This window comes from Bradyrhizobium sp. SYSU BS000235, from assembly GCF_049747295.1.
GTDB lineage: Bacteria > Pseudomonadota > Alphaproteobacteria > Rhizobiales > Xanthobacteraceae > Afipia.
The window spans coordinates 40323-59714 of record NZ_JBMHJM010000002.1 but is presented as its reverse complement, the minus strand read 5'-3'; the positions used below and the strand labels follow the sequence as shown (position 1 = coordinate 59714).

Here is a 19392-nt window from a genome sequence, read left to right as displayed (position 1 = left end):
CAGTAAGGAAGCCTCCGTCACGCGAGCCGGCACATGCAATGCTATTCGCGGGACCTCTGTTTACCGACTCCTTGGCAGCGGATGGTGTGAAGGCGACGAATTACTGCACCGCACTGACCTCTTGAAGGAACCAGCAGGATCAGTGGAAATTGTTCCGGCAGATCGCTTTGAGAGGGAGGTTCCCCATGAGCGTCAATCCTGCAAGCAGAGCAAAGCTCGGCACGCACCCGCTACATCCCATGCTGGTTCCGTTTCCCGTCGCCTTCCTGGTCGGAGCCTTTGTGACGGACCTCGCGTTCATTGGAATGGGCGACGGTTTCTGGGCGAGAGCCTCGGTGTGGTTGATCGGCGCCGGCGTTGTGATGGCGCTTCTCGCTGCCGTGGCCGGGTTTATCGATTTTTTCAGCGAGCCTCGCATCCGCGCACTGAACGATGCCTGGTATCATATGTTCGGTAATCTCACCGCAGTTGCCATTGCAATCGTCAACTTTGTCCTCCGGTATAATGAGGGCGCTGAAGCCGCGATAAGACCGTGGGGCTGGATTCTTTCGCTCGTGGTCGTCGGCATTCTGCTGTTCACCGGCTGGAAAGGCTGGGAGTTGGTCTATAGCCATCACGTGGCCGTTCTCGACGCACCGGGCCAGACCAGTTCTGAGCCTGTGGTGACGGACCACCGTGGCGGCTCTGGACGGCGCGCCGCTTAGGCGGCCTCGGCCCTATCGATGGCCGGACCATCAGGCTGCTTCCGTTCTTGAAGCTTGATATCGGGCTCAAATGCTTTGCTCGACGCGCGCAGACAGCCAAATGGTGATAATCATGGTGACCAGCCCGCCGTTCCGCTAATAGTGCGGTTCATCAGGTGTTCCGTTCCTCGTCGCTCCTGTCGTTCTCGGAGTGATTTGAGAAGCTGGGCTACTACGCGTGACTTTTGGCGGATCGCTGGCCGGGAATGTCTCCTCGAGCTGACGGTTTAACTCGTCATCAACTTCTCGCTTTTCACGCTGTTGGCGCGTCTCCTTTTCGTTCGGCATTGCGCGACCTCCGTTTTGAGTTCCTAACAGCACGACGATAAGTCAAGCGAATAGAGCGGGCTATCTGGTCAGAAGCAGCGCGTCTCTATGGCCGCCAAGCACATTTTGCTCGGAGGTGAGCGCCCTCGAAGGACACGCGCCGATATCTAGACGGGCACATTTAATATGTTGCTGCGGCGAAGCGGGCCGAGCGGTAGAACGCGAGATGACTATCAAAAGCCTAAACCCATCGGACGTGGTTTGCCAGCGAGAACCCGAACAATGAACCTTCCGTTTCCGCAACCGTGAGCGTTTCCTATTGATTCCGTATCGTCGCCGTATCCCAAAAGCATTGCGCACTTTGGAAGAATGTTCCGCTCCATGCACAACGCAGCGAAAGGCAAGCACATGAACGTTATCTGACGCAGCACACGGGCTCATATCCATAAAGCCGATACCTCCTGGCAAAAGCAACCAGCGACAAGGGGACGCGCTGCGCGCTTCCCTCTAAGGCTGGAATTCCGATTTTAATGAGCCAAGTGATACAATGATCGGGCCTGCTGAATGGTCTTTGCGTGGAGTGTGCAATGTATATCCTGGCAGCGACGGATTTTTCGACACGGTCTCAACGCGCCTTGCGTCGAGCTGGCCAATTGGCTCGAGCTGCCGCCGCAGAGCTCGCACTCGTTCATGTGGTGGATGATGATCAACCGCCGCGATTTGTCGAGATGGAGACGCGGGAGAGCGAGCGCATGCTTGCAGAACTGATCAGCGCGGTGTCAGAATTGCGGGGCCTGCGTTGCCACCCCATGGTCGCGGTCGGAGACCCATTTGACGCCATCTTACGAACCGCCGCGGCTCACACCGCTGATCTCATCGTGATGGGGGCGCATCGCAAACAGCTTCTGCATGATATATTCGTAGGCACGACAATCGAGCGGGTCGTACGTACCGGATGCCATCCCGTGCTTATGGTGAACAACGAAGTGAACTCGCCGTATGAATCTGTGCTCGCTCCTGTCGATTTTTCGGACGCCTCCGCGAACGCAATCAAGGCTGCCCGAAATCTTGGACTTTTGAGCGGAAACCGTCTTGAGATTCTTCACGGATTCTCACCCTTCGCCAAGGGCAAGATGTCAATGGCGGGTCTCGATCAGCCCGACATTGACGACCACGTTCTGAGTGAACGCCAGGAGGTGACTGGAGAACTGACAGCCTTTTTGGTTCAGAACGATCTCGCCCGCCTTAGAGCTGCCCTGCGCGTTGAGGAAGGGGCCTCTTTTGAAGCAATCTCAGCGAGAATCGATAAAATGCGGCCCGATCTTTTAGTCATGGGAACGCATGGGCGTTCTGGATTACTGAAGGTACTGCTCGGAAGCGTCACCGAGGAGGCCTTGCGTTCTCTGAACGTGGACATTCTGGCTGTGCCGCAGAGCAAACGGCACTAACCTCCGTCTCTTTTGTGGTCGCGATCGAGAACGTCGGTTGCATTCTCGGCCGTGTCGCGAAACTGGGCAGCCCCAACTAAGATAGTCAGGGCAACGGGCGTCGTCACAACACCCAAAGCAATTATCAAGAGCTCGTGCATCACGGGACGGCTTTGGAGAACCGAGAAGTAAACCATCGAAGCGAGTGCGATGAATCCGGTCCCCAGCGTGGTCCCGAGCGTTGGCGCATGGACCCGTTCATAGAAGGTCCGGAGTCGTACCAAGCCCAGCGAGCCAATCAATGTGACGACGGCGCCCATCAACAGTAGAACTGCTGTGAGTGTGGCAGCCCAGGCTGGAACATCTTCATCGCCATTCATTCGATGACCTCGCCGCGCAGCAGGAATTTCGCCAGAGCTACCGTGCCCACAAAACCCAAAAGGCCGATAGCAACGGCCGCCTCGAAGTAGAGTGTGCTGCCCGACCGAATCCCAAAGGTCAGAAGCAACAGCATCGCGTTCACGTACAAGGTGTCGATCCCGAGCACACGATCCTGCGCCCTTGGACCGCGAAAAATGCGGATAGCGGCGCAACCCATCGCCATCGCCAGGAATACCTGCGCTACCGCGAGTGAGTATTGTAGAACGAGCAAACTCATGGGAATATCTCAAGCAAACGGCGTTCGTAGCGGTCTTTTATCGTGCTGATCCAATCGCCTTCATCGATCAAGTCGAGAACATGGATCATCAACGAGCCCTTCTGTTGATTGAAGTTGACCCAAAGGGTGCCCGGAGTGGCCGTGATGATGCACGCTAATGCCGCCAATCCGTAGGGATTACGGAGGTCGAGAGGAATGCGTACGAAGCCCGATGTTCGATGTCGCCTTCCCAAGCCAAGAATGATCCGGCCAACTGCGATGTTTGAGTGGATGATGTCCACCAACACCAGGAAGAACAATTGGAGGAGGGTGCCCGGCCGTCGGACGGGGGCTCTTGGCAACTGCAACCTGACGAGCATCCACCCGCCGGCAAGCGCGAGTATGCAACCGAGAAGGAATTGTCCCAACGAAGTTGTTTGGTTAAGTAGCAACCACAGCACAAGAAGCCCGAGACTGAGGAATGGAAAAGGTATCAGTCTAGTCATGTGTCTCCAGCCTTTCTCATATGTCTCCTGCTCGTCGCGAGGACGTCGCCAATGTAGTTCGATGGGGAGTGCAGCGATTGCGCCGTCGCTTGCATGAAGCGCATGACGGGTCCTGCTTGTACGGTCTGCAGAACACAGATCATCAAGAGAAACAAAACCGGTGCCATCTCGATCATCCGGACGCGCGGCACGGTGCGATCCGGCGACGCCCAGAAGACACGGATCCCTGCGCGCGTCAGTGCGATCAAGCTGGCAAAACCGGATGAAATCAAAAGGACGAGCAGCGTCCATCCCTCGCCAGGAATTGCACCTCCATGATGCATTCCCGATGGATTAAGGGCGGCGGTGAGCAGAGCGAATTTCGCGATGAAACCTGACAGCGGGGGCAAGCCGGCGATAACCAGGGCGCACCCGATAAACGCGATGCCAAGCAGACCCATCGTCGCAACAATTGCTAGCCCAATTTCTTCTTGCTCGTGCTCCTCGTCATGTTCCCCATAAGCTTCTCGTGTGACGGCGATCATGTCTGCCCCTGGCTCACGCCCGCGCTCAATTAATTCCACAAGAAGAAAAAATGCGCTGATGCCGAGCGTCGAGCTAACCAAGTAAAAGAGTGCTCCACTGGTGACACCGACTTGTGCCATCCCGGTGGCCGCCAACATCGTTCCGGAGGATACGAGCACTGAAAATGCGGCCAGACGGGCCGTATCCTGCGAGGCCAAGGTGCCGATTGCGCCGAATAAGATCGTCGCCAGGCCGCCCAGGAACAACCACGTGGTGCCGAAACCAGCTGACGCGCCAGCGTCCGCACCAAAAAGCAATAGCGATAGGCGCAGAACGATATACACGCCGACTTTTGTCATGATCGCAAAGATGGAAGCGACGGGCGGACTCGCTGCCGCGTAGGCCGTCGGCAGCCAAAAACATAGGGGCCACATTCCGGCTTTGACCAGGAATGCAATCGCCAGGATGCCAGCACCTGCCTCGAACAATCCGCGGCTCTGCGAGGGGATGTCGGGTATTCGCGCAGCAAGGTCCGCCATGTTGAGCGTCCCAGTCACTCCGTAGATGAGACTGACGCCGATCAGAAACAGCAGCGATGCCACCAGGTTGACCACGATGTAGTGCAGTCCGGCCTTCACTCGCGTGAGGCCGGAGCCGTGCAGCAGAAGGCCGTATGATGCCGCTAGCAATAACTCAAAGAAGACGAACAGGTTGAACAGGTCACCGGTCAGGAAGGCGCCGTTGAGGCCCATCAACAAAAACTGAAACAGCGGATGGAAATGGGCACCTACGCGTTGCCAGCGAGCGAGGGAAAATACCACTGCGGCTAAGGCTAAGATGCTGGTTAGGAGCAGCATAAGCGCGGAGAGGCGATCCAGAACAAGCACAATCGCGAATGGTGCTGGCCAATCGCCCACGCGATAAACTTGGCTTCCATCCGGAGCGCCCGCATCCGATTCTCTGACCAAGGCAATCGCCGTGCAAACGAGTGCCAGAGTTGCAACCACATTGATCGCAGCAATAGCGGTGCGGTGACGTTCTCCGCTAAGTAGGAGCATGCTTCCACAGGCGAGGAGGGGCAAAATGATCGGCACGATTATCAGGTTTGTGGCGCTGGTCATGCATCCGGCTCCTGACCGTCCACGTGGTCTGTTCCGGCCAGGCCCCGCGACGCCAGGAGAACAACCAAAAAAAGCGCCGTCGTCGCGAAGCTGATCACGATCGCAGTCAGGACCAGCGCTTGCGGGAGGGGATCGGCATATTGCGACGCGTCTCCGGTTTCTGGAGCGGCGAGCACTGGTGCTCCCGTCCGCAATCGCCCCATCGCCACAATGAAAAGGTTGACGGCATATGAGAGCAGGGACAGACCAACAATGACCTGGAACGTGCGCGGGCGCAGGATCAGCCACACACCAGAGCCAGCAAGCGCACCTATAGCAATGGCCAGGACGACTTCCATCATCCGACCTCGTCTTTCGTTCGCTTCGCAGACACGCGATGCTGTCTCGGGAGAGTCGAGTCGGATCGCCGCAGGGATTGATGCGCGATTGCAATCAGCATCAACACTGTCGCTCCTGTAACGAGCGAGAAGACGCCAATATCGAAGACGAGGGCGGTGGCGACAGGGACGCGCCCTATCAGAGGTATCTCCGCATAGGCAAAGTATGAGGTCAGGAAAGGGCGGCCAAGAATGCAGGCGGTCACGCCGGCGCCCCCTCCCAATAGAAGACCGACGCCCATCCAACGTACAGGCAGAACGCGTAGACGCGTCTCCACCAATACGGTGCCGCGAGCCATGTACTGCAGAATAAAAGCCGCCGCCATGGTGATGCCAGCGACGAAGCCCCCGCCGGGGAGGTCGTGCCCTCGCAAAAGCAGAAAGATAGCGGTTACGCCGATAACCGGAAACAGCAGTCCCATTATCAGCGCTGCCGTTGCCATTGTATCTTTTACGCTGTCGCCCTTTTGGCGATCCGGATGCGCATGATCGAAAACGTCTTGGGCTTGCTGCTGTTCGGGAATGGGAATGCTTTCGCGGGCCGGACGGAAGCGGCGAAGCAACGCATAAACGGTGAGAGCGACGACCGCGAGCACGGTGATCTCGCCTAGTGTGTCGAAACCACGGAAATCTACGAGGATGACGTTCACGACATTCGTTCCGCCGCCCTTCGTATAGCCATTCTCGACGAAATATCCCGAAATACTGTCGGGTGCAGGGCTCTCCATAGCCGCCAGTGCAAGGGCCGCCAATCCAACGCCTGCGACAAGTGCTATCGCGAAGTCGCGAGTGCGATACCAACGAATTTTGCCCGCCGCGTTGCTTGGTTTAATGTCCGCGAAGCGTTTTGGAAGCCATCGCGAACCGAGTAGGAGAAGTACCGTGGTTACGGTCTCAACCACGATCTGCGTCAGAGCGAGATCGGGAGCAGATAGCCAGACAAAACTGATGCACGTGACGAGGCCCGCGCCGCCGAGCAGGATCAAAGCCGCGAAGCGATGAAATTTAGCCTGAAACGCCGCGCCTAGCGCGCAGGCAACTCCAACCGTCCAAAGTAGTCCAAACGCGAGGTCGAATTGTCCCGGGGGCAAAATGTCGATTGTCATTCCACGTGCGTAAAGCGGCATCAGCGCCGCCACGAAGGCAGCTCCTGCCAAAAGCCTTAGCTGTGGCTGTAGCCGCTTTGTCCCGAGATTGACCTCAAGCCATCGTGCAAATCGCCATGACAATGTAACGAATGCCCAATCAAAGATCCGCTTGCCATTGATACGGCCCAGCAGGGGCGGTCCCTCCTGGGTTAGCAGATATGGGCGCAGCATCAGATACACGGTGAGCCCGCCGATCATTGCGACAAAGCTCATCAGGAGTTCTGGCGTAAAGCCATGCCAGATAGCCAGGCTGTAAACTGGCATCGATGAGCCGAGAACGGCTCGGGCGGCTGTCTCGAGGATTGGACCTACGGTAAACGAGGGGGCGACGCCAACAATGAGACAGGCGAGCACAAGAAGTTCAGCCGGAAGTCGCATGAGTAATGGCGGCTCGTGCGGAATGCGCGGCAGACCGGTAGGAGGCGGACCAAAGAATACATCTCGGATAAATCGGAGCGAATAGGCAACGGTAAACGTGCTTGCGAGGGTGACGATGTATGGGAGTGCACGATCGACGAAGGAATTGTCGTGAATTTCGATCGTTTCGGCAAAAAACATCTCCTTCGATAGAAAACCGTTCAGCAAAGGTACGCCTGCCATTGCCGCCGCGGCCACCATCGCCAACGTTGCGGTGATCGGCATGAATGCGTATAGCCCGCTGAGACGGCGGATATCCCGAGTGCCCGTTTCATGATCGATGATCCCCGCCGCCATGAAGAGTGATGCCTTGAAGGTGGCGTGGTTGACGATATGAAAGATAGCCGCGATCTGTCCGAACGGCGTATCGAGTCCCGTCAAAAGCGTGATCAGCCCGAGATGGCTGATCGTCGAATAGGCCAAGAGGCCCTTTAAGTCCTGCTGGAATACAGCGAGAAACGCGCCCAGAAAAAAAGTGACGAGCCCAACCGATCCGACCAGCCATAGCCATTCATTGGTGCCACCCATCGCTGGCCAGAGCCGCACTAAAAGGAACACTCCGGCCTTCACCATTGTCGCTGAGTGAAGGTAAGCCGAGATAGGCGTCGGGGCGGCCATCGCATGGGGCAGCCAGAAATGAAATGGAAATTGAGCACTCTTCGTGAAGGCGCCGAGAAGGATCAGGATGAGGGCGGGAAGATACAGGTGATGCGAGCGGATTACGTTACTTGACGCCAGGACCCGATCCAGATCGTAGCTGCCAACGATGTGTCCAATCATGAGGACGCCGGCAAAGAGACAAAGGCCACCACCTGATGTGACAGTTAGCGCCATCCGTGCCCCGTCGCGAGCGGCTGCATTTTGATGCCAATAGCTGATCAATAAGAACGAAAACAGGCTGGTTAGTTCCCAGAAGAAGACCATCTGCAGCAAGTTGCCGGAGAGCACGATGCCTAGCATCGCGCCCATGAACGCAAGCAGAAAGGAGAAGAAGCGTGGAACAGGATCGCTGGGAGACATGTAGTAACGCGCATACAGAACGACTAAGAAGCCAATTCCGCTGATGAGCATGGCGAACGTCCATGCGAAGCCGTCTGCTCTCAATACGAATTGGAGACCGAGGTCTGGGACCCATGCAGCTCTCGTGTGGATCACGCCAGCATCGTCGATGCTCGGATAGGCAGCAGTCATGAGGCTGAACGCAACAAGTGTGATCGAGCCTGCGAGCCATGCCTCCATGTTGCGGGCATTGACCGGTAGGATGGCGGCGATGCAGCTTCCGGCAAAAGGAAGAACGAGGACGGCAAGGAGGAGCATCTGCGTTCGTTTACTCCCTTATATTGGAAAGAAGACCGGAACGTTCGCCTGTGATCATCGCATAGCTGGAGCGAACGGACACCTGGATTCACACTGACGATCATGCAGGTTCGGTGCACTGCGCCGCGACAAAATGTTGAGAAGAACTGATCAGCGTTAGCCATTATCGAGTTGGCCAAGCCCAAAAAGGCAGAGTACCAATAGCCGCCGACAATGCGGCTACGACAGCACCCAGCAAAATATAGAAAGCTAATACTCCGATCAGCCGCCAGCCGCTCGTCACGGCCGAACGGCCTTCAACTCGTCTGATGTCTGGGTTGTCCCGTTCATCAGGCCCTGCTTTTGTTCCAAGTCGTCGCGTTCGGAACGCCAGATTACGCGAGACTATCAATCTGGTCCGGCAGAAACACGGCACGACCAGGGTTTATCGCGGCGCGCGTTTGCGCCTGTCGACCGTTGGAACTGGTGCGCGCATTCGTCGCAATGTTGATGACGTCCTACGAGACTATCTTGTGTCTTATGATGACCTTTGTTGACATCGATCCACGCATTGCGCGGTTATGTCTGCACGCCGGACGCCTGCAAGTTCGCATTTTGCCGGGCGGTTGATCGGCGCCGTCCGGATTCTCTTCCGAACAAAATTGATCACGGCTTCCTTGGAGAGCCGTTTCACCTTCGACAGAGGGAATGTGCTGTGGTGTCTCTTCCTAAGGTCATTGTTTCAGCGTCAGAGTATCCACGCCTCAAGCGACTTGCGTGTCTTGCGTCGCAACGAGGGGATATAGGTGGGATATTCCTGATGGCGGAAATCAACCGCGCTGAGGTAGTTCAGAGCGATGCGGAAAACATTCAATCAACTGCAACGATTGGATCGTGGATCACGTATTCGGCGGATTTTGATGGCCTGCGGAAGACGGTGCAGTTGGTCTGGCCGGAACACCGCAGATTGTATCGTTACCAGATATCGATCTTGTCTCCACTGGGAGCCGCATTGATTGGTCTTCATGTCGGCGACAAGATGCCTTACCTCAATGACGGCCGCTTGCATTTTGTGCGGATCGAAAGTCTGACGCGGCCGGATTCCAAGGTCATACCGCTGCCTAGTGCTCCTGCGTTTTCAGATCACCACCCGATCGATGGCGATCCGGGACCAACTGCTGCCTGATGAGGATTGCTATGAACAAGATGAGTCACAACACTGTATCCGAACTGCCGCCTATCGACATTGCGGGTGAAGAGCTTAGCCGTCTGCAAGTGCTTGTGAACTCGAGCATGGGTCGTTTCCCGGATGTTTCCGAGTACCTCGCGCGCGAACTGGAACGGGCACGCGTTATCCAAGACGACCGCGAAATGCAGAGCGTAGTTCGAATGGGATCGACGGTCAGTTATCGCGATGAGAAGACCGGTGAGATCCGCGAAGTCGTGCTGGTTTATCCGCACGAAGCCGACATCTCGATCCGGCGGATTTCGGTACTCACTCCGGTCGGCGCAGCTTTGATTGGTCTGTCGGTTGGACGGGTAATCGAATTCCAGACACCAGATCAAGAAAGTCGAAAATTGACAGTTCTTCAGGTTTCGCAGCGTGAGCAGGCGTAGCGGGACATCCTTTCCATGTCCTGGGGATCTCAGGGTGAAGCCATTCTGGTAAGCACGTGTGGAGATAGGTGGCGATTGATCGTTGGGAACGGCCTCAAGCCATCGTATATCGCCTGCGATTTAACCGATCCCTGTGCGGTGCTTGGCATTCGCGTTGCTGGCCTGTTGTATGTCATTTGCGGCCTCCATGGTCGACTAGTGGCCTAACCCTTTTCGCTCGCCAAAACCCGGACCTCTGTTCGACACCAGACATTTCAAATCATTGAGTCGCTACGTAGGTGCTTTACTTGATCAGTCGCACCGCGCGCCGTGCTGGCGCAAGCAACATCTCGACTTTCGCCGGGCCTCGCTCGTTCGCCGAGCGACGATGTTTAATCTTCTCAACCTTGAAACGTCCGTTTCCTCCCATTCTGACGAACGTTAGGGCGCGGGCGGCAGGTAAGCCGCGCTCCACCTCCACGGAGAGTGCGAGCCATGAGTAATCTTGGCTCAGCTGCTGCCCGCATTTGACCATATCAAATGGGATAAATCCGAGCTGATGGCGTGTCGCTCACGCTTGAGAATGTGGTCATCCGGAAAAGCGAAGCCGCATTTCTTGGCCTGAGATTTGACGGCGACGACGCTACGTCGAAACGTCACGATGCACGAACGGCCGATACAGCGGATTGCTCATTTCCTCCGAGGCTTGTTGTCTTCCGGACTCCAAGTTCTCTTAGCGATGAGTGTGCTGTTATAGAAAACGCGCATCGGAGCAGCCAGAAGCGCGCACATGAAGCTGCTGAATATGTTCTCTCGCCATCGTCGTCATGGTCGGTGTGTTCGTGGTCGCGGTGGGCGGATGATTCTATTCCTGCCTGGGCCGCACGAGTGAATGCTATACGTCGTATTGTTCATCACGCGGCAACGCGCTGTTCGTCAACGAACTGTTCACGATCGCCACCGGATCTACCCGATCTAAATCAAAAAGAAGTGGGGCAGCTGAGATCAGCACTCCCCGGAAAACATCGCGACGTTCGAGCCCATCACGCTGACCATCCAGGGTCAGAGCTCGCGTGCGGCGGCGATTCAAACCAAGATAAAAATGGCCCGCAAGGAACTGTCGCACATCGATTGTGTTGCTCGGCAAGGGACTGAGGCAAAGTCGTCAACACACTCGCCGGAGAACCAAGATGGCAAAGCCAGACCCAGACCATAAGCAACGTATGGAAGAGGCAGCCCAGGAGGCAGCCCACCGCGTCGAGCAGGCTGCTGAGCAAACTACCCATGCTGCCGAAGCCGGGCAGGAAGTGGCTCGTGCAAGTGCGGATATGCTGAAACAAAACGTCGAGACATTACAGACCACCTGGCGCTCCGGTCTGGAAGCGGCGACTTCGGTCATGGGACGGTCTGGCGAGCAATTTGGTCGTACGCTCGGCCTGTCTGGAGAAGACGCGGAAAAGTCAAAGCGAGCAACCGAGCACTCAGCCCGCAACGCGCAAGCGCTGCTGTATAGCGGTACGGGTGCCGCGAAAGTGATGGGTGGCATTTCTCAGGAATATTTTCAGATGGTGCAACATCAAGCCGAGAGAAGCTTGGAGCACATCAACAGGTTATTGACCTGCCGGACTCCACAGGACTTTGTGGCCGCACAAAGCGACATTGTGCGGGAGACCGTGGAAACCTCTTTGGAAAGCAGCCGTCGGATGGCCGACATGTCGCTCAAGATGGCAGACGAAACGGAAAAGCAGATGAAGCAAACCATGGAGCAGATGCGACGCGGCCCTTAAAGCCGGGTTCGAATGGCACGAAAAGCATTCCGTCCGTCCGTTCGATCCGATACCGATCGCTGGCTTCGGTTATCGTCCGCCAGTCCAGGGCGACTTTCGCATCAGAAGGCTGAAGTCCCTGCGGTGGAAACTAGGGTCCTTGTAGGCCATGACGTCGGCCAGACCGGTCCCTTGGGTGGTCTCAGGACGGTGCTTGAGGCTGTCGTAAAGCTCTTGCAGGAAACCTTCGGCGAATTGTGCCGGGCGCGGATAAGCCGCCTCGACAGCGCTTCGCTGCGCCTGAGTGAACTCGTGAAAACCGGCGCCGACGAGATCCATGTTGGCTCCTTGGGCAAGCAATGCAGCGATGGGATAAAGGTGCGGGGAAATCCCATTTGTTGTATGCAGCGCGATCGCAAGCCAGACGCTCTGGCTATCAGCTTCTGAGATGCCGTGGCTCCTCAGAAAGTCGCGTGCGGCGTTCGCGCCGTCCACCTCATAGCGCAGATGGCTGTCCCCATAACCCGCCGTCAAACCATAATCGTGGAACATGGCAGCTACGTAAAGAAGTTCCGGGTCAAAGGTCAGACCCTTCCGTTTTCCTTCCAAGGCCGCCCAACAATAAACGCGCGCAGAGTGCTGATACAGCAAATCGCTTTCGCTCTCATGAATAATATGCGCAGCGTCGCGAGTCATTTTTGTGTCGGGAACTTTGACTTCTGAAATCTCAGCTGTGGCGTTCGAGGCCGCTTTATCGCCGCTCGGCGAGACCGGTTCGGCCTGACAGTTTGATGCAAAAGCCGATCCGGCGATCACCATCGCGAGGGCGGCAGACGCGAGAGCGGAACGAAGCTTCATGGCCGTCTCCTTTCTGGCGAAACTAGGTCTTTTCGTTTTTGCTTCCTAAACCCCTTAGAGTCTGGTCTGCCGTGCGGACTGTGCGGCGTGTTGCGAAGCCGATGGCGATGCGAGTATAATCGTTTATCACACCGATCGCGAGCGTGAGAGCCGACATCTCCTTCTCGTCGAACCGACGCGCCATTTGCTGCGATCGGTTGTAGTGAGCCCCCACAGTCATCGGTCTGTCGCTTTTTACTTGAGGGGGGTGGTGAGCGTCTTGTCGGCGGAATCAACGACAAAGACGGCGAGGAGCTTTGCCGGGTGAGTCCTGCTTGCGTTGCGGCTGATCTGATGGACCGCGCTCGGCGGTTCAGACCAGCTCTCGCCAGCCTTGTAGATGCGGGTATCACCATCATTCACCTTCGACTCGATTTCACCTAAGAGCACATACGCGTAGATGAAGGCGGACTTCGCGTGAGTGTGCGCCGGGGAAGCCGCGCCCGGTGCATAGTTGACTTCCACGACGACAAGCGACTTACCAGGGATGGTCGGAATCGTTTGATCGAACTTAGGCGCGACCGTTTCGGTTTGACCGCCAAACGCTGCAGGAGCACCTGCAATCGCAAGGGCGGCACCGACTGCTATTACGATTCTCTGGATGCTCATGAAGTTCTCCTTCTGCCAGCCAGAAGATGTCAGTTCCTGGGATGGAGAAAAGCACCAAGAATCTATCAAGATTGTGTACCGTTGAAACGATATCCGGTACGAAAGCGCCGTCGCTCCTGCGGCTTACCTCTCCAGTACGACTGTGTAGACGCAAGCAAGAGTTGATGGGCCTCGAAGTCACGAACGCGACGACCTATGGACTGACTGACCCTCCTCATTCAGACGATATGGCCGGCATTGTCCGCTTCTAGGAGCAGAGCAGACATAGCCTGAACGGCCGGGGAATTTGCAAATGACCCCGAACGGACATCTTCTTCTGGTTTCGCGGGAGCACGCACTGACAAAATCAGTCACTTACGAGACTTCTGCGAATAACTCATCAATGGTTGTGTGCTGTTGTTTATGGGGCACAGACGCGGCTAAACAGGTACGGCATACAGATCAGGAAATTGTTTGATTCCGCCCTGTTTGGAATGCCCATATGAAGAGACTCTCTTTCGCCCTTTCCGCCCTTGTCATTGGTGTCGGGGCAGCCTCGGCTGCGGATCTTCCAGCAAAGATGTATACAAAGTCGCCTTCGCCAGCGGTCCCAGTCTACAGCTGGACAGGTTTCTATGTCGGCGGCAACATCGGCTACGGTTGGGGTAATGGGGATACATCCTTCAACCCATTGCCAACTGCGGCTGGATTTGGCAGCCTGGCTCCGACCACTCTCGGTCCCAATCCGAAGGGTGTGCTGGGCGGAGCGCAGATCGGCTACAATTGGCAGACTGGTGCGTGGGTGTGGGGAATCGAGTCTGACATTCAAGGAGCGGACATAAACGGCTCTGCGATGCAGTCGCCAATCATTCAATTCAATGGCACCCCATACGGTCCCGGGTCTGCGCTTTCAACCAGCGAGAAGATCGACTGGTTCGGGACAGTGCGCGGCCGCGTAGGATTTGCCGCAGCACCCCAAGTGCTCCTGTATGCGACAGGAGGTTTGGCCTATGGCGATGTAAAATACACGGCGAACTCAAACTTTCTGCCTGCAGGCAACCAAATGTATCCCGCGAGCATTTCGGACACCCGTGTTGGCTGGACAGCTGGCGGCGGGGTCGAGTGGGCATTTGCTGGCGCCTGGTCGGCCAAGTTCGAAGGTCTCTACTATGATCTTGGCACGGTCTCCACAACTGCAAATGGCATTCCAGGTCTTCCTGCAGGAGCTTGCGGTGGGACTGGGCTCTGCCAAGTTGGTTACAGATGGAAGACGACGGGTGCGATTGCTCGCGTTGGCATCAACCACACGTTCGGCGGACCGGCTGTCGTGAGGTACTGATCTCTTCTCTTAGCGCAAGGTTGAAAGCCCCGGACGGTCCGGGGCTTTTTGTTGAGCTACGTCACCAAAATACGCCGCGTCTCTTAGTGACCGATTGTGTTGAAGATCCTTCCGTGGACAGGATGCACGTCGGCGGCGCAGTGAAGCCTGCGTTGGAGCCTTGCATTCCAGCCGATCGAGCTCTCGCCGCCCGGTACGGGAGTGCGCCGTCGAATCCAATCTCAGCCAGCAGGAAGAAAGATCTTTTCCTGGCAAATCTCGTAGAGTTCGGAGAGGAAAAGGATCGGGGCCGCCACCGGCCTGACGGCATCCAGGGTGAGGGGATGACAGCCGATCGGACAGCGCAAGTCTTGACGGCGTCGCGCTGGCCGACCTTTGAGACAGGTCGCGGTCAGCCGGGCCAGCGTGACTGCAATATGATTTTGCAGAAGTCCCCGCGCTTGAAATTCGGGTCGCAGTGAGCGAGGACGTCATCATTGACTGTGCCGAATGTGCTATCCGGCCTGTGCTTCATCCCATGATAAAACGCGCCAATAATGTTGTTCTTGAAGGAATTTCCGCGAGGGTAGGCTGTCAGCATTTCATTGCGCCTCGGTGAATTGCTCGTACGCGGGACCCATCTCGACGCCGGACGTCAATAGAGCTACTTCGGGCCGCTTGTGTTCAGGTATTCCGGGTGTGGTGTGTAGCGAGATAGCATCCCACACCGTTTCGACCTCCCGTTCGGGGATCGCATATCCCCGCAGGAAATCACGTGCGACGTTCGCACTATCGACCTCGAAGCGGTTTTGCGAGCTCTGATATCTGTCGGTACGACCCATATCTTGAAACATTGCGCCGACGTAAAGAAGCTCTGCGTCGAACTTCATCCCACGTCGTTTTCCCTAAGGCTCCGAAAAGATAAACGAGGGTGGAATGGTTAAACAGAAGGTCGGTTTCCGTATCGCGGACCAACTGCCTTAGATCCCTGGCCATTTTGCTGTCTGGGATACTCGCGCCATCGATCGCGACGGCTGCGGCATCATGAGCAGCTCATTTGGTTCGCTTGTCGACATCCTCGTTCCTTTCAATGCAGAATTGTGGAAGTTTCCAGGTCCGTTTGAGAATTCGGCCAAATATAGGCGGAAAACCCGCAGATTCCGGCGGGTTATGTTTCCTGAGCTTTGACGCAGTCGGTACCTGTATTGCTTCACTTCTTTGTTGGATCGTCCGCGGGATTTTCATAGATTGTGTCGGTAGGTCCGTTACCAGTGAGCAGTACGATCACTGGTTCGTCGCCGGTCATTGCGAAGTGCGGCGCCTTATCGGGTTCTGTGTAAACCGAGCCGACCGGTAGCGTCTTCAGCTTGCTCTTGTCGAACTTGTCGCCGAAGCCGAAGTGCCAGGTGCCCTGAAGCACCGTCCCTAAAGACCGCCAGCAACGACCAGCCAGCCCACAAGAGCCACCAGCGTCGCTGCGAGTGCATGAAGGTGCGCACGCACTAGATTATGACAGACGAGCACGCTGTAGACAGCAAGCGCAACGGCTCCAATCCCCATGCTTCGGGTTTGCACGGCGGCATACAGCGGACCGTGTTGGACGATGGCGATGGCAAGCGTTGCAAGGGCAACGGACGGCGCGGCGCCAAACAGCCCTGCGAAGCTTTTAGGACGGAGTAAGTCGCCAAGCATTGCAAATGCGGAAACGACAAAACCGCCCAGAACAAAGCGAATGGCGTATTCGCCCATCATCCGCTCCGCCGTCTGGTTCCCGGCGGTGATGGGAAGCGCGTGAAGGGCCGCACAAGTCGCTCTATCACGGCACCGATACCGAAGCCAACAATCACGTCACTCGTCCAATGCGCGAGTATAAGGATGCGTGAAATGGAAAGCCCAACCGTCGCGGCCCACACTACGTTGCGATATTTCGGTCGCAGCATGGTCGCCGCAGAAGCCAGAGCGCCCATGTGCACGGCATGGCCGGACGGAAAAGCATCGTTCGCATGGCCGGAGATCGGAATGCCGCGCCGGTGAGCGGCGACTACGTATCGGTCCGGGCGCGTCTGATTGACGTATGCCTTCAGGAAATGCGGAAGTATCGACGTCACGAGGGTGACCCTTAAGAGATGGTCGGCTGCGGGTCGGAGACTAGGCTTTCTCTCGCGGGCGTAGATCCACACCGCGCCTGCAAGCGCAATAAGAAGCTTCTCGTCCGCGCCGTAGGTGAGAGTCCGCGCGACTGACTCGGGCAGCGGATGAGCATGGTCGGCGACCACATTCGCTACTACTATGTCAAAATTTGTTGGTGAGACCCTGATTGGCATGTTCTCTCACTCGTGAAATCTCATTGAAAGTCTAGGAAATCAGTCGGCCAAGTCTGCGAGCTAGGCCGGGGGCATGGAAGCATTCGTCGCAACGCGGACATCGCTAAAACAGAAAAGTTTTGCGTCCGTTCCGACAAACTCCCGGTGCTCATAGCGTTCGACGTCGACTGAAGGAGATGGGCTTTTCCCCGGTCACCGAAATGGCAACGACCTCAAGTATGCGGGCAAGGTTGACTACGGCTTTTCGGGTGCGCCGCCATCTGCGCTGTCGACCTTGCCTCTAGGCGTCCTGGTGGACTGCAAGTCTCTTCGTCGGGACCGAAGATACGCCCCCTTGGCGCATCAGGAGGGGATTTCGCCTACCGGCCGTCAAGGGGCAAAGCGCGCTCGCGCTCTGGAGCAGCCCTTAACTGTCTATCCCCGCAAATTCCCGCGGGGCTAGTGAGGTTGCGTTGCGCCCTGCAACCCTTCTCGAAAACAGGAACTAACCTTAAAAGACTCCGTTGGAGCTGGTTTTTAAGGAGATCGCGATGTCAAAGAACGACGAGCTCCGCTACGGAGCGCCGGGAGAAAATACGGTCCATATTTGCGTCGACATGCAGAGAATGTTCGCGGAAGGCACCGAATGGCAGATGCCATGGCTACCCCGCGTCCTGCCGAACGTCGTGGCAATTGCATCCGCCCATGCTGAGAGGACGGTCTTCACGCGTTTCATCCCCGCCGCGAAGCCGGGCCACGGCGTCGGCATGTGGCGGCACTATTATGCGCGCTGGGGATCGATGACTATCGACCAACTCGGCCCAGAAATGGTCGGCCTGGTCCCCGAACTAGCGCAGTTCGTCCCGCCAGCCCGCACCTTCGACAAGCATGTTTATTCGCCATGGACCGGGACCGACCTGCATCGGCAGCTGCGCGGAGCGGGAGTCGAGACCATCATCATCACCGGTGGTGAGACCGATGTCTGTGTACTCGCGACTATGCTGGGCGCAATCGACTGGGGCTTCCGTACCATTCTCGTTACGGACGCACTGTGCAGTTCGGCCGACAAAACCCATGACGCGACGATGGATGTCTACATGAACCGCTTTGCCCAGCAAGTTGAATGCGTCACGACCGGAACCATCCTTGACAGTTGGCCCGGCTGCGCGCGGGCAGGGCAATTGTCATGAGCGTATCCCACCTCATCCAGATCCTTTTGCCTAAAGAAGCCGGCAACGGTGAACCCGTCTCGCAAGCCTGGTTCGAAGGGCTTCTGAAAGAGCTGACCGGCAGGTTTGGCGGCGCGACGAGCTTCGTGCGCGCTCCCGCTCAGGGACTTTGGCGCAGCGGCGGCGAAACGGAGCGCGACAACATCGCTCGTCGAGGTGATGACGGACCGGCTCGTGCCTGAATTCTGGCGATCTTTGCGCAAGAGGCTGGAAGCCGAGTTGAGTCAGGAGGAGATCGTCATTCGCGCGCAAGAAATCCTTCAGCTGTGAAGCCTTCGGACAACATGGCACCGATCAAGGAGCGCTTATGGATGGGATGATGCTGCTGAGGACGTTTGCAGCCGTGGCCACGGTCTTTGCCGCAGCGCTTGTGGCCGCCAACTGGAATGCCCGTGTCATGGTCTCGGGGTTTTCAATCTTCATTGTCGCATCCGTCGCATGGATGGTCGACGGCTGGCTCGAGGAGAAGGCCTCGCTCGTCATCCAGAACGTCATTCTCCTCCTGATCAATATCCTTGGCATCTGGCGCTGGTTTCCCAGAGCTGAGAAGGAAATGACCGGGTAGGCGGGCAGAGGCATCTGACGCGGAACCAGAGGCTGCCGCGGAACATTGGAAGCCTATGGCGCGGAAACTCAAGGTCTATCAGACATCGCAGGGCTTTTACGATCTTGCCGTAGCGGCGCCGTCGATGAAGGCGGCGCTCGAAGCCTGGGGCGCGGGCAGCAATCTATTCCATCAGGGTTTTGCAAAAGAGTCCGATGACAGCAAAGTCATCGCGGCGGCAATGGACCAGCCCGGCGTCGTCCTGCATCGGCCCGTGGGATCTGACGCGCCTTTCCGTGAGCATGCGGATTTGCCAACGGCCGTGTCGCTCGACGCCCGTCCGCGCAAGGCCAAAGCCAGGGCGGCGAAATCAAAGGCAGGCAGGACACTGACGACCGATAAGAAGTCGGAGCGCAGAGCAGCAGCCGCGTTCGAAAAAGAACGCGCGCGCCGCGAAAAGCAGCGGCAGAAGGAAGAAGCCGCAGCGGCAAAGGATCGGGCGCGGAGGAAGGCCGCACGGGAAGCAGCAGAGGCAGCGTCGGAAAGGGAAACGCAGGAGCATGAAGAGAAAGCGGCGCAGATTGAGAAGGATCTTGAGGCGGTCCAACGCCGTGCCGAAGCTGAAGATGAGCGCTGGAAGAAAGCGAAGCACCGGCTGGACGCAGCCGTCCGCAAGGCAAGCAGTTGACCATGCCCCGTGCAAGCACA

21 protein-coding genes and 1 pseudogene are annotated in these 19392 nt (G+C 57.0%); 10 read left to right on the top strand and 12 right to left on the bottom strand.

What is annotated here, in order from left to right:
• The first annotated feature begins 185 nt into the window (after nt 1-185).
• Together ACP0KA_RS25595 and ACP0KA_RS25590 are read left to right on the top strand one after the other, a co-directional pair.
• A complete protein-coding gene (locus ACP0KA_RS25595; protein ID WP_424631770.1) occupies nt 186-704 on the top strand; it encodes a DUF2231 domain-containing protein in 519 nt (172 codons plus the stop codon).
• A gap of 893 nt (nt 705-1597) precedes the next feature.
• Complete coding sequence (locus ACP0KA_RS25590) at nt 1598-2458, top strand: universal stress protein (protein ID WP_424631769.1); 861 nt, start codon at nt 1598-1600, stop codon at nt 2456-2458.
• Here ACP0KA_RS25590 and mnhG read toward each other — a convergent pair.
• Genes mnhG through ACP0KA_RS25560 form a run of 6 tightly spaced genes read right to left on the bottom strand, consistent with a single transcriptional unit; the run spans nt 2455 to nt 8464 of the window.
• Nucleotides 2455-2817, bottom strand: a complete 363-nt coding sequence (gene mnhG, locus ACP0KA_RS25585; RefSeq protein WP_424631768.1) for a monovalent cation/H(+) antiporter subunit G — start codon at nt 2815-2817, stop codon at nt 2455-2457. The genes ACP0KA_RS25590 and mnhG overlap by 4 nt on opposite strands.
• Nucleotides 2814-3095 (bottom strand): K+/H+ antiporter subunit F, encoded by a 282-nt coding sequence (locus ACP0KA_RS25580; protein ID WP_424631767.1) that lies wholly within the window; start codon nt 3093-3095, stop codon nt 2814-2816. The genes mnhG and ACP0KA_RS25580 overlap by 4 nt, the downstream gene beginning before the upstream one ends.
• Nucleotides 3092-3580 (bottom strand): Na+/H+ antiporter subunit E, encoded by a 489-nt coding sequence (locus ACP0KA_RS25575; protein ID WP_424631766.1) that lies wholly within the window; start codon nt 3578-3580, stop codon nt 3092-3094. Before ACP0KA_RS25575 ends, ACP0KA_RS25580 begins: the two co-directional genes overlap by 4 nt.
• Nucleotides 3577-5205, bottom strand: a complete 1629-nt coding sequence (locus tag ACP0KA_RS25570; protein ID WP_424631765.1) for a monovalent cation/H+ antiporter subunit D — start codon at nt 5203-5205, stop codon at nt 3577-3579. Before ACP0KA_RS25570 ends, ACP0KA_RS25575 begins: the two co-directional genes overlap by 4 nt.
• Entirely contained in the window at nt 5202-5543 is a 342-nt protein-coding gene (locus tag ACP0KA_RS25565; RefSeq protein WP_424631965.1) for a Na+/H+ antiporter subunit C, read from the bottom strand. Before ACP0KA_RS25565 ends, ACP0KA_RS25570 begins: the two co-directional genes overlap by 4 nt.
• Complete coding sequence (locus tag ACP0KA_RS25560; protein ID WP_424631764.1) at nt 5543-8464, bottom strand: monovalent cation/H+ antiporter subunit A; 2922 nt, start codon at nt 8462-8464, stop codon at nt 5543-5545. Before ACP0KA_RS25560 ends, ACP0KA_RS25565 begins: the two co-directional genes overlap by 1 nt.
• Before the next feature lie 799 nt (nt 8465-9263).
• Here ACP0KA_RS25560 and ACP0KA_RS25555 point away from each other — a divergent pair.
• The 3 genes from ACP0KA_RS25555 to phaP all read left to right on the top strand — a co-directional run bounded on the left by ACP0KA_RS25555 (nt 9264) and on the right by phaP (nt 11826).
• Nucleotides 9264-9629, top strand: coding sequence for a GreA/GreB family elongation factor (locus tag ACP0KA_RS25555; RefSeq protein ID WP_424631763.1), 366 nt, complete (start codon nt 9264-9266; stop codon nt 9627-9629).
• Between the two features lie 11 nt (nt 9630-9640).
• On the top strand, nt 9641-10060 hold the full coding sequence (gene rnk / locus ACP0KA_RS25550) for a nucleoside diphosphate kinase regulator (RefSeq protein ID WP_424631762.1): 420 nt from the start codon (nt 9641-9643) through the stop codon (nt 10058-10060).
• 1169 nt (nt 10061-11229) lie between these two features.
• The gene (phaP, locus tag ACP0KA_RS25545) at nt 11230-11826 is read left to right on the top strand and encodes a TIGR01841 family phasin (RefSeq protein ID WP_424631761.1); all 597 of its coding nucleotides are present in this window, start codon (nt 11230-11232) and stop codon (nt 11824-11826) included.
• Nucleotides 11827-11895: 69 nt separating this feature from the next.
• Here the strand turns inward: phaP and ACP0KA_RS25540 are convergent, their stop codons facing one another.
• The gene (locus ACP0KA_RS25540) at nt 11896-12663 is read right to left on the bottom strand and encodes an HD domain-containing protein (RefSeq protein WP_424631760.1); all 768 of its coding nucleotides are present in this window, start codon (nt 12661-12663) and stop codon (nt 11896-11898) included.
• 234 nt (nt 12664-12897) lie between these two features.
• Nucleotides 12898-13311: a cupin domain-containing protein gene (locus ACP0KA_RS25535; RefSeq protein ID WP_424631759.1), complete on the bottom strand. Its 414-nt coding sequence runs from the start codon at nt 13309-13311 to the stop codon at nt 12898-12900.
• A gap of 481 nt (nt 13312-13792) precedes the next feature.
• Here ACP0KA_RS25535 and ACP0KA_RS25530 point away from each other — a divergent pair, with 481 nt between their 5' ends.
• Nucleotides 13793-14629 (top strand): outer membrane protein, encoded by an 837-nt coding sequence (locus ACP0KA_RS25530; protein ID WP_424631758.1) that lies wholly within the window; start codon nt 13793-13795, stop codon nt 14627-14629.
• 391 nt (nt 14630-15020) lie between these two features.
• Here ACP0KA_RS25530 and ACP0KA_RS25525 read toward each other — a convergent pair.
• The 4 genes and pseudogenes from ACP0KA_RS25525 to ACP0KA_RS25510 form a co-directional block, all read right to left on the bottom strand.
• Nucleotides 15021-15604, bottom strand: a pseudogene (locus ACP0KA_RS25525) (HD domain-containing protein).
• 214 nt (nt 15605-15818) lie between these two features.
• Complete coding sequence (locus ACP0KA_RS25520) at nt 15819-16028, bottom strand: cupin domain-containing protein (protein WP_424631757.1); 210 nt, start codon at nt 16026-16028, stop codon at nt 15819-15821.
• 5 nt (nt 16029-16033) lie between these two features.
• Nucleotides 16034-16357, bottom strand: coding sequence for a DUF3147 family protein (locus tag ACP0KA_RS25515; RefSeq protein ID WP_424631756.1), 324 nt, complete (start codon nt 16355-16357; stop codon nt 16034-16036).
• On the bottom strand, nt 16357-16932 hold the full coding sequence (locus tag ACP0KA_RS25510) for a phosphatase PAP2 family protein (protein ID WP_424631755.1): 576 nt from the start codon (nt 16930-16932) through the stop codon (nt 16357-16359). Before ACP0KA_RS25510 ends, ACP0KA_RS25515 begins: the two co-directional genes overlap by 1 nt.
• Before the next feature lie 530 nt (nt 16933-17462).
• Between ACP0KA_RS25510 and ACP0KA_RS25505 the strand changes: the two genes are divergently transcribed.
• The 4 genes from ACP0KA_RS25505 to ACP0KA_RS25490 all read left to right on the top strand — a co-directional run bounded on the left by ACP0KA_RS25505 (nt 17463) and on the right by ACP0KA_RS25490 (nt 19372).
• Complete coding sequence (locus ACP0KA_RS25505) at nt 17463-18101, top strand: cysteine hydrolase family protein (protein ID WP_424631754.1); 639 nt, start codon at nt 17463-17465, stop codon at nt 18099-18101.
• On the top strand, nt 18098-18322 hold the full coding sequence (locus ACP0KA_RS25500) for a hypothetical protein (protein WP_424631753.1): 225 nt from the start codon (nt 18098-18100) through the stop codon (nt 18320-18322). The genes ACP0KA_RS25505 and ACP0KA_RS25500 overlap by 4 nt, the downstream gene beginning before the upstream one ends.
• A 125-nt stretch (nt 18323-18447) precedes the next feature.
• Complete coding sequence (locus tag ACP0KA_RS25495; RefSeq protein WP_424631752.1) at nt 18448-18705, top strand: hypothetical protein; 258 nt, start codon at nt 18448-18450, stop codon at nt 18703-18705.
• A gap of 55 nt (nt 18706-18760) precedes the next feature.
• Nucleotides 18761-19372 carry a cell envelope biogenesis protein TolA gene (locus tag ACP0KA_RS25490; RefSeq protein WP_424631751.1) on the top strand — a complete coding sequence of 204 codons (612 nt, stop codon included), beginning with the start codon at nt 18761-18763 and terminating at the stop codon, nt 19370-19372.
• Nucleotides 19373-19392 lie beyond the last annotated feature (20 nt).

Coding starts and splice junctions, on each gene's coding strand:
- ACP0KA_RS25595 (WP_424631770.1), top strand. CDS start 186: ATGAGCGTCAATCCTGCAAGCAGAGCAAAGCTCGGCACGCACCCGCTA.
- ACP0KA_RS25590 (WP_424631769.1), top strand. CDS start 1,598: ATGTATATCCTGGCAGCGACGGATTTTTCGACACGGTCTCAACGCGCC.
- mnhG (WP_424631768.1), bottom strand. CDS start 2,817: ATGAATGGCGATGAAGATGTTCCAGCCTGGGCTGCCACACTCACAGCA.
- ACP0KA_RS25580 (WP_424631767.1), bottom strand. CDS start 3,095: ATGAGTTTGCTCGTTCTACAATACTCACTCGCGGTAGCGCAGGTATTC.
- ACP0KA_RS25575 (WP_424631766.1), bottom strand. CDS start 3,580: ATGACTAGACTGATACCTTTTCCATTCCTCAGTCTCGGGCTTCTTGTG.
- ACP0KA_RS25570 (WP_424631765.1), bottom strand. CDS start 5,205: ATGACCAGCGCCACAAACCTGATAATCGTGCCGATCATTTTGCCCCTC.
- ACP0KA_RS25565 (WP_424631965.1), bottom strand. CDS start 5,543: ATGGAAGTCGTCCTGGCCATTGCTATAGGTGCGCTTGCTGGCTCTGGT.
- ACP0KA_RS25560 (WP_424631764.1), bottom strand. CDS start 8,464: ATGCTCCTCCTTGCCGTCCTCGTTCTTCCTTTTGCCGGAAGCTGCATC.
- ACP0KA_RS25555 (WP_424631763.1), top strand. CDS start 9,264: ATGGCGGAAATCAACCGCGCTGAGGTAGTTCAGAGCGATGCGGAAAAC.
- rnk (WP_424631762.1), top strand. CDS start 9,641: ATGAACAAGATGAGTCACAACACTGTATCCGAACTGCCGCCTATCGAC.
- phaP (WP_424631761.1), top strand. CDS start 11,230: ATGGCAAAGCCAGACCCAGACCATAAGCAACGTATGGAAGAGGCAGCC.
- ACP0KA_RS25540 (WP_424631760.1), bottom strand. CDS start 12,663: ATGAAGCTTCGTTCCGCTCTCGCGTCTGCCGCCCTCGCGATGGTGATC.
- ACP0KA_RS25535 (WP_424631759.1), bottom strand. CDS start 13,311: ATGAGCATCCAGAGAATCGTAATAGCAGTCGGTGCCGCCCTTGCGATT.
- ACP0KA_RS25530 (WP_424631758.1), top strand. CDS start 13,793: ATGAAGAGACTCTCTTTCGCCCTTTCCGCCCTTGTCATTGGTGTCGGG.
- ACP0KA_RS25515 (WP_424631756.1), bottom strand. CDS start 16,357: ATGGGCGAATACGCCATTCGCTTTGTTCTGGGCGGTTTTGTCGTTTCC.
- ACP0KA_RS25510 (WP_424631755.1), bottom strand. CDS start 16,932: ATGCCAATCAGGGTCTCACCAACAAATTTTGACATAGTAGTAGCGAAT.
- ACP0KA_RS25505 (WP_424631754.1), top strand. CDS start 17,463: ATGTCAAAGAACGACGAGCTCCGCTACGGAGCGCCGGGAGAAAATACG.
- ACP0KA_RS25500 (WP_424631753.1), top strand. CDS start 18,098: ATGAGCGTATCCCACCTCATCCAGATCCTTTTGCCTAAAGAAGCCGGC.
- ACP0KA_RS25495 (WP_424631752.1), top strand. CDS start 18,448: ATGGATGGGATGATGCTGCTGAGGACGTTTGCAGCCGTGGCCACGGTC.
- ACP0KA_RS25490 (WP_424631751.1), top strand. CDS start 18,761: ATGGCGCGGAAACTCAAGGTCTATCAGACATCGCAGGGCTTTTACGAT.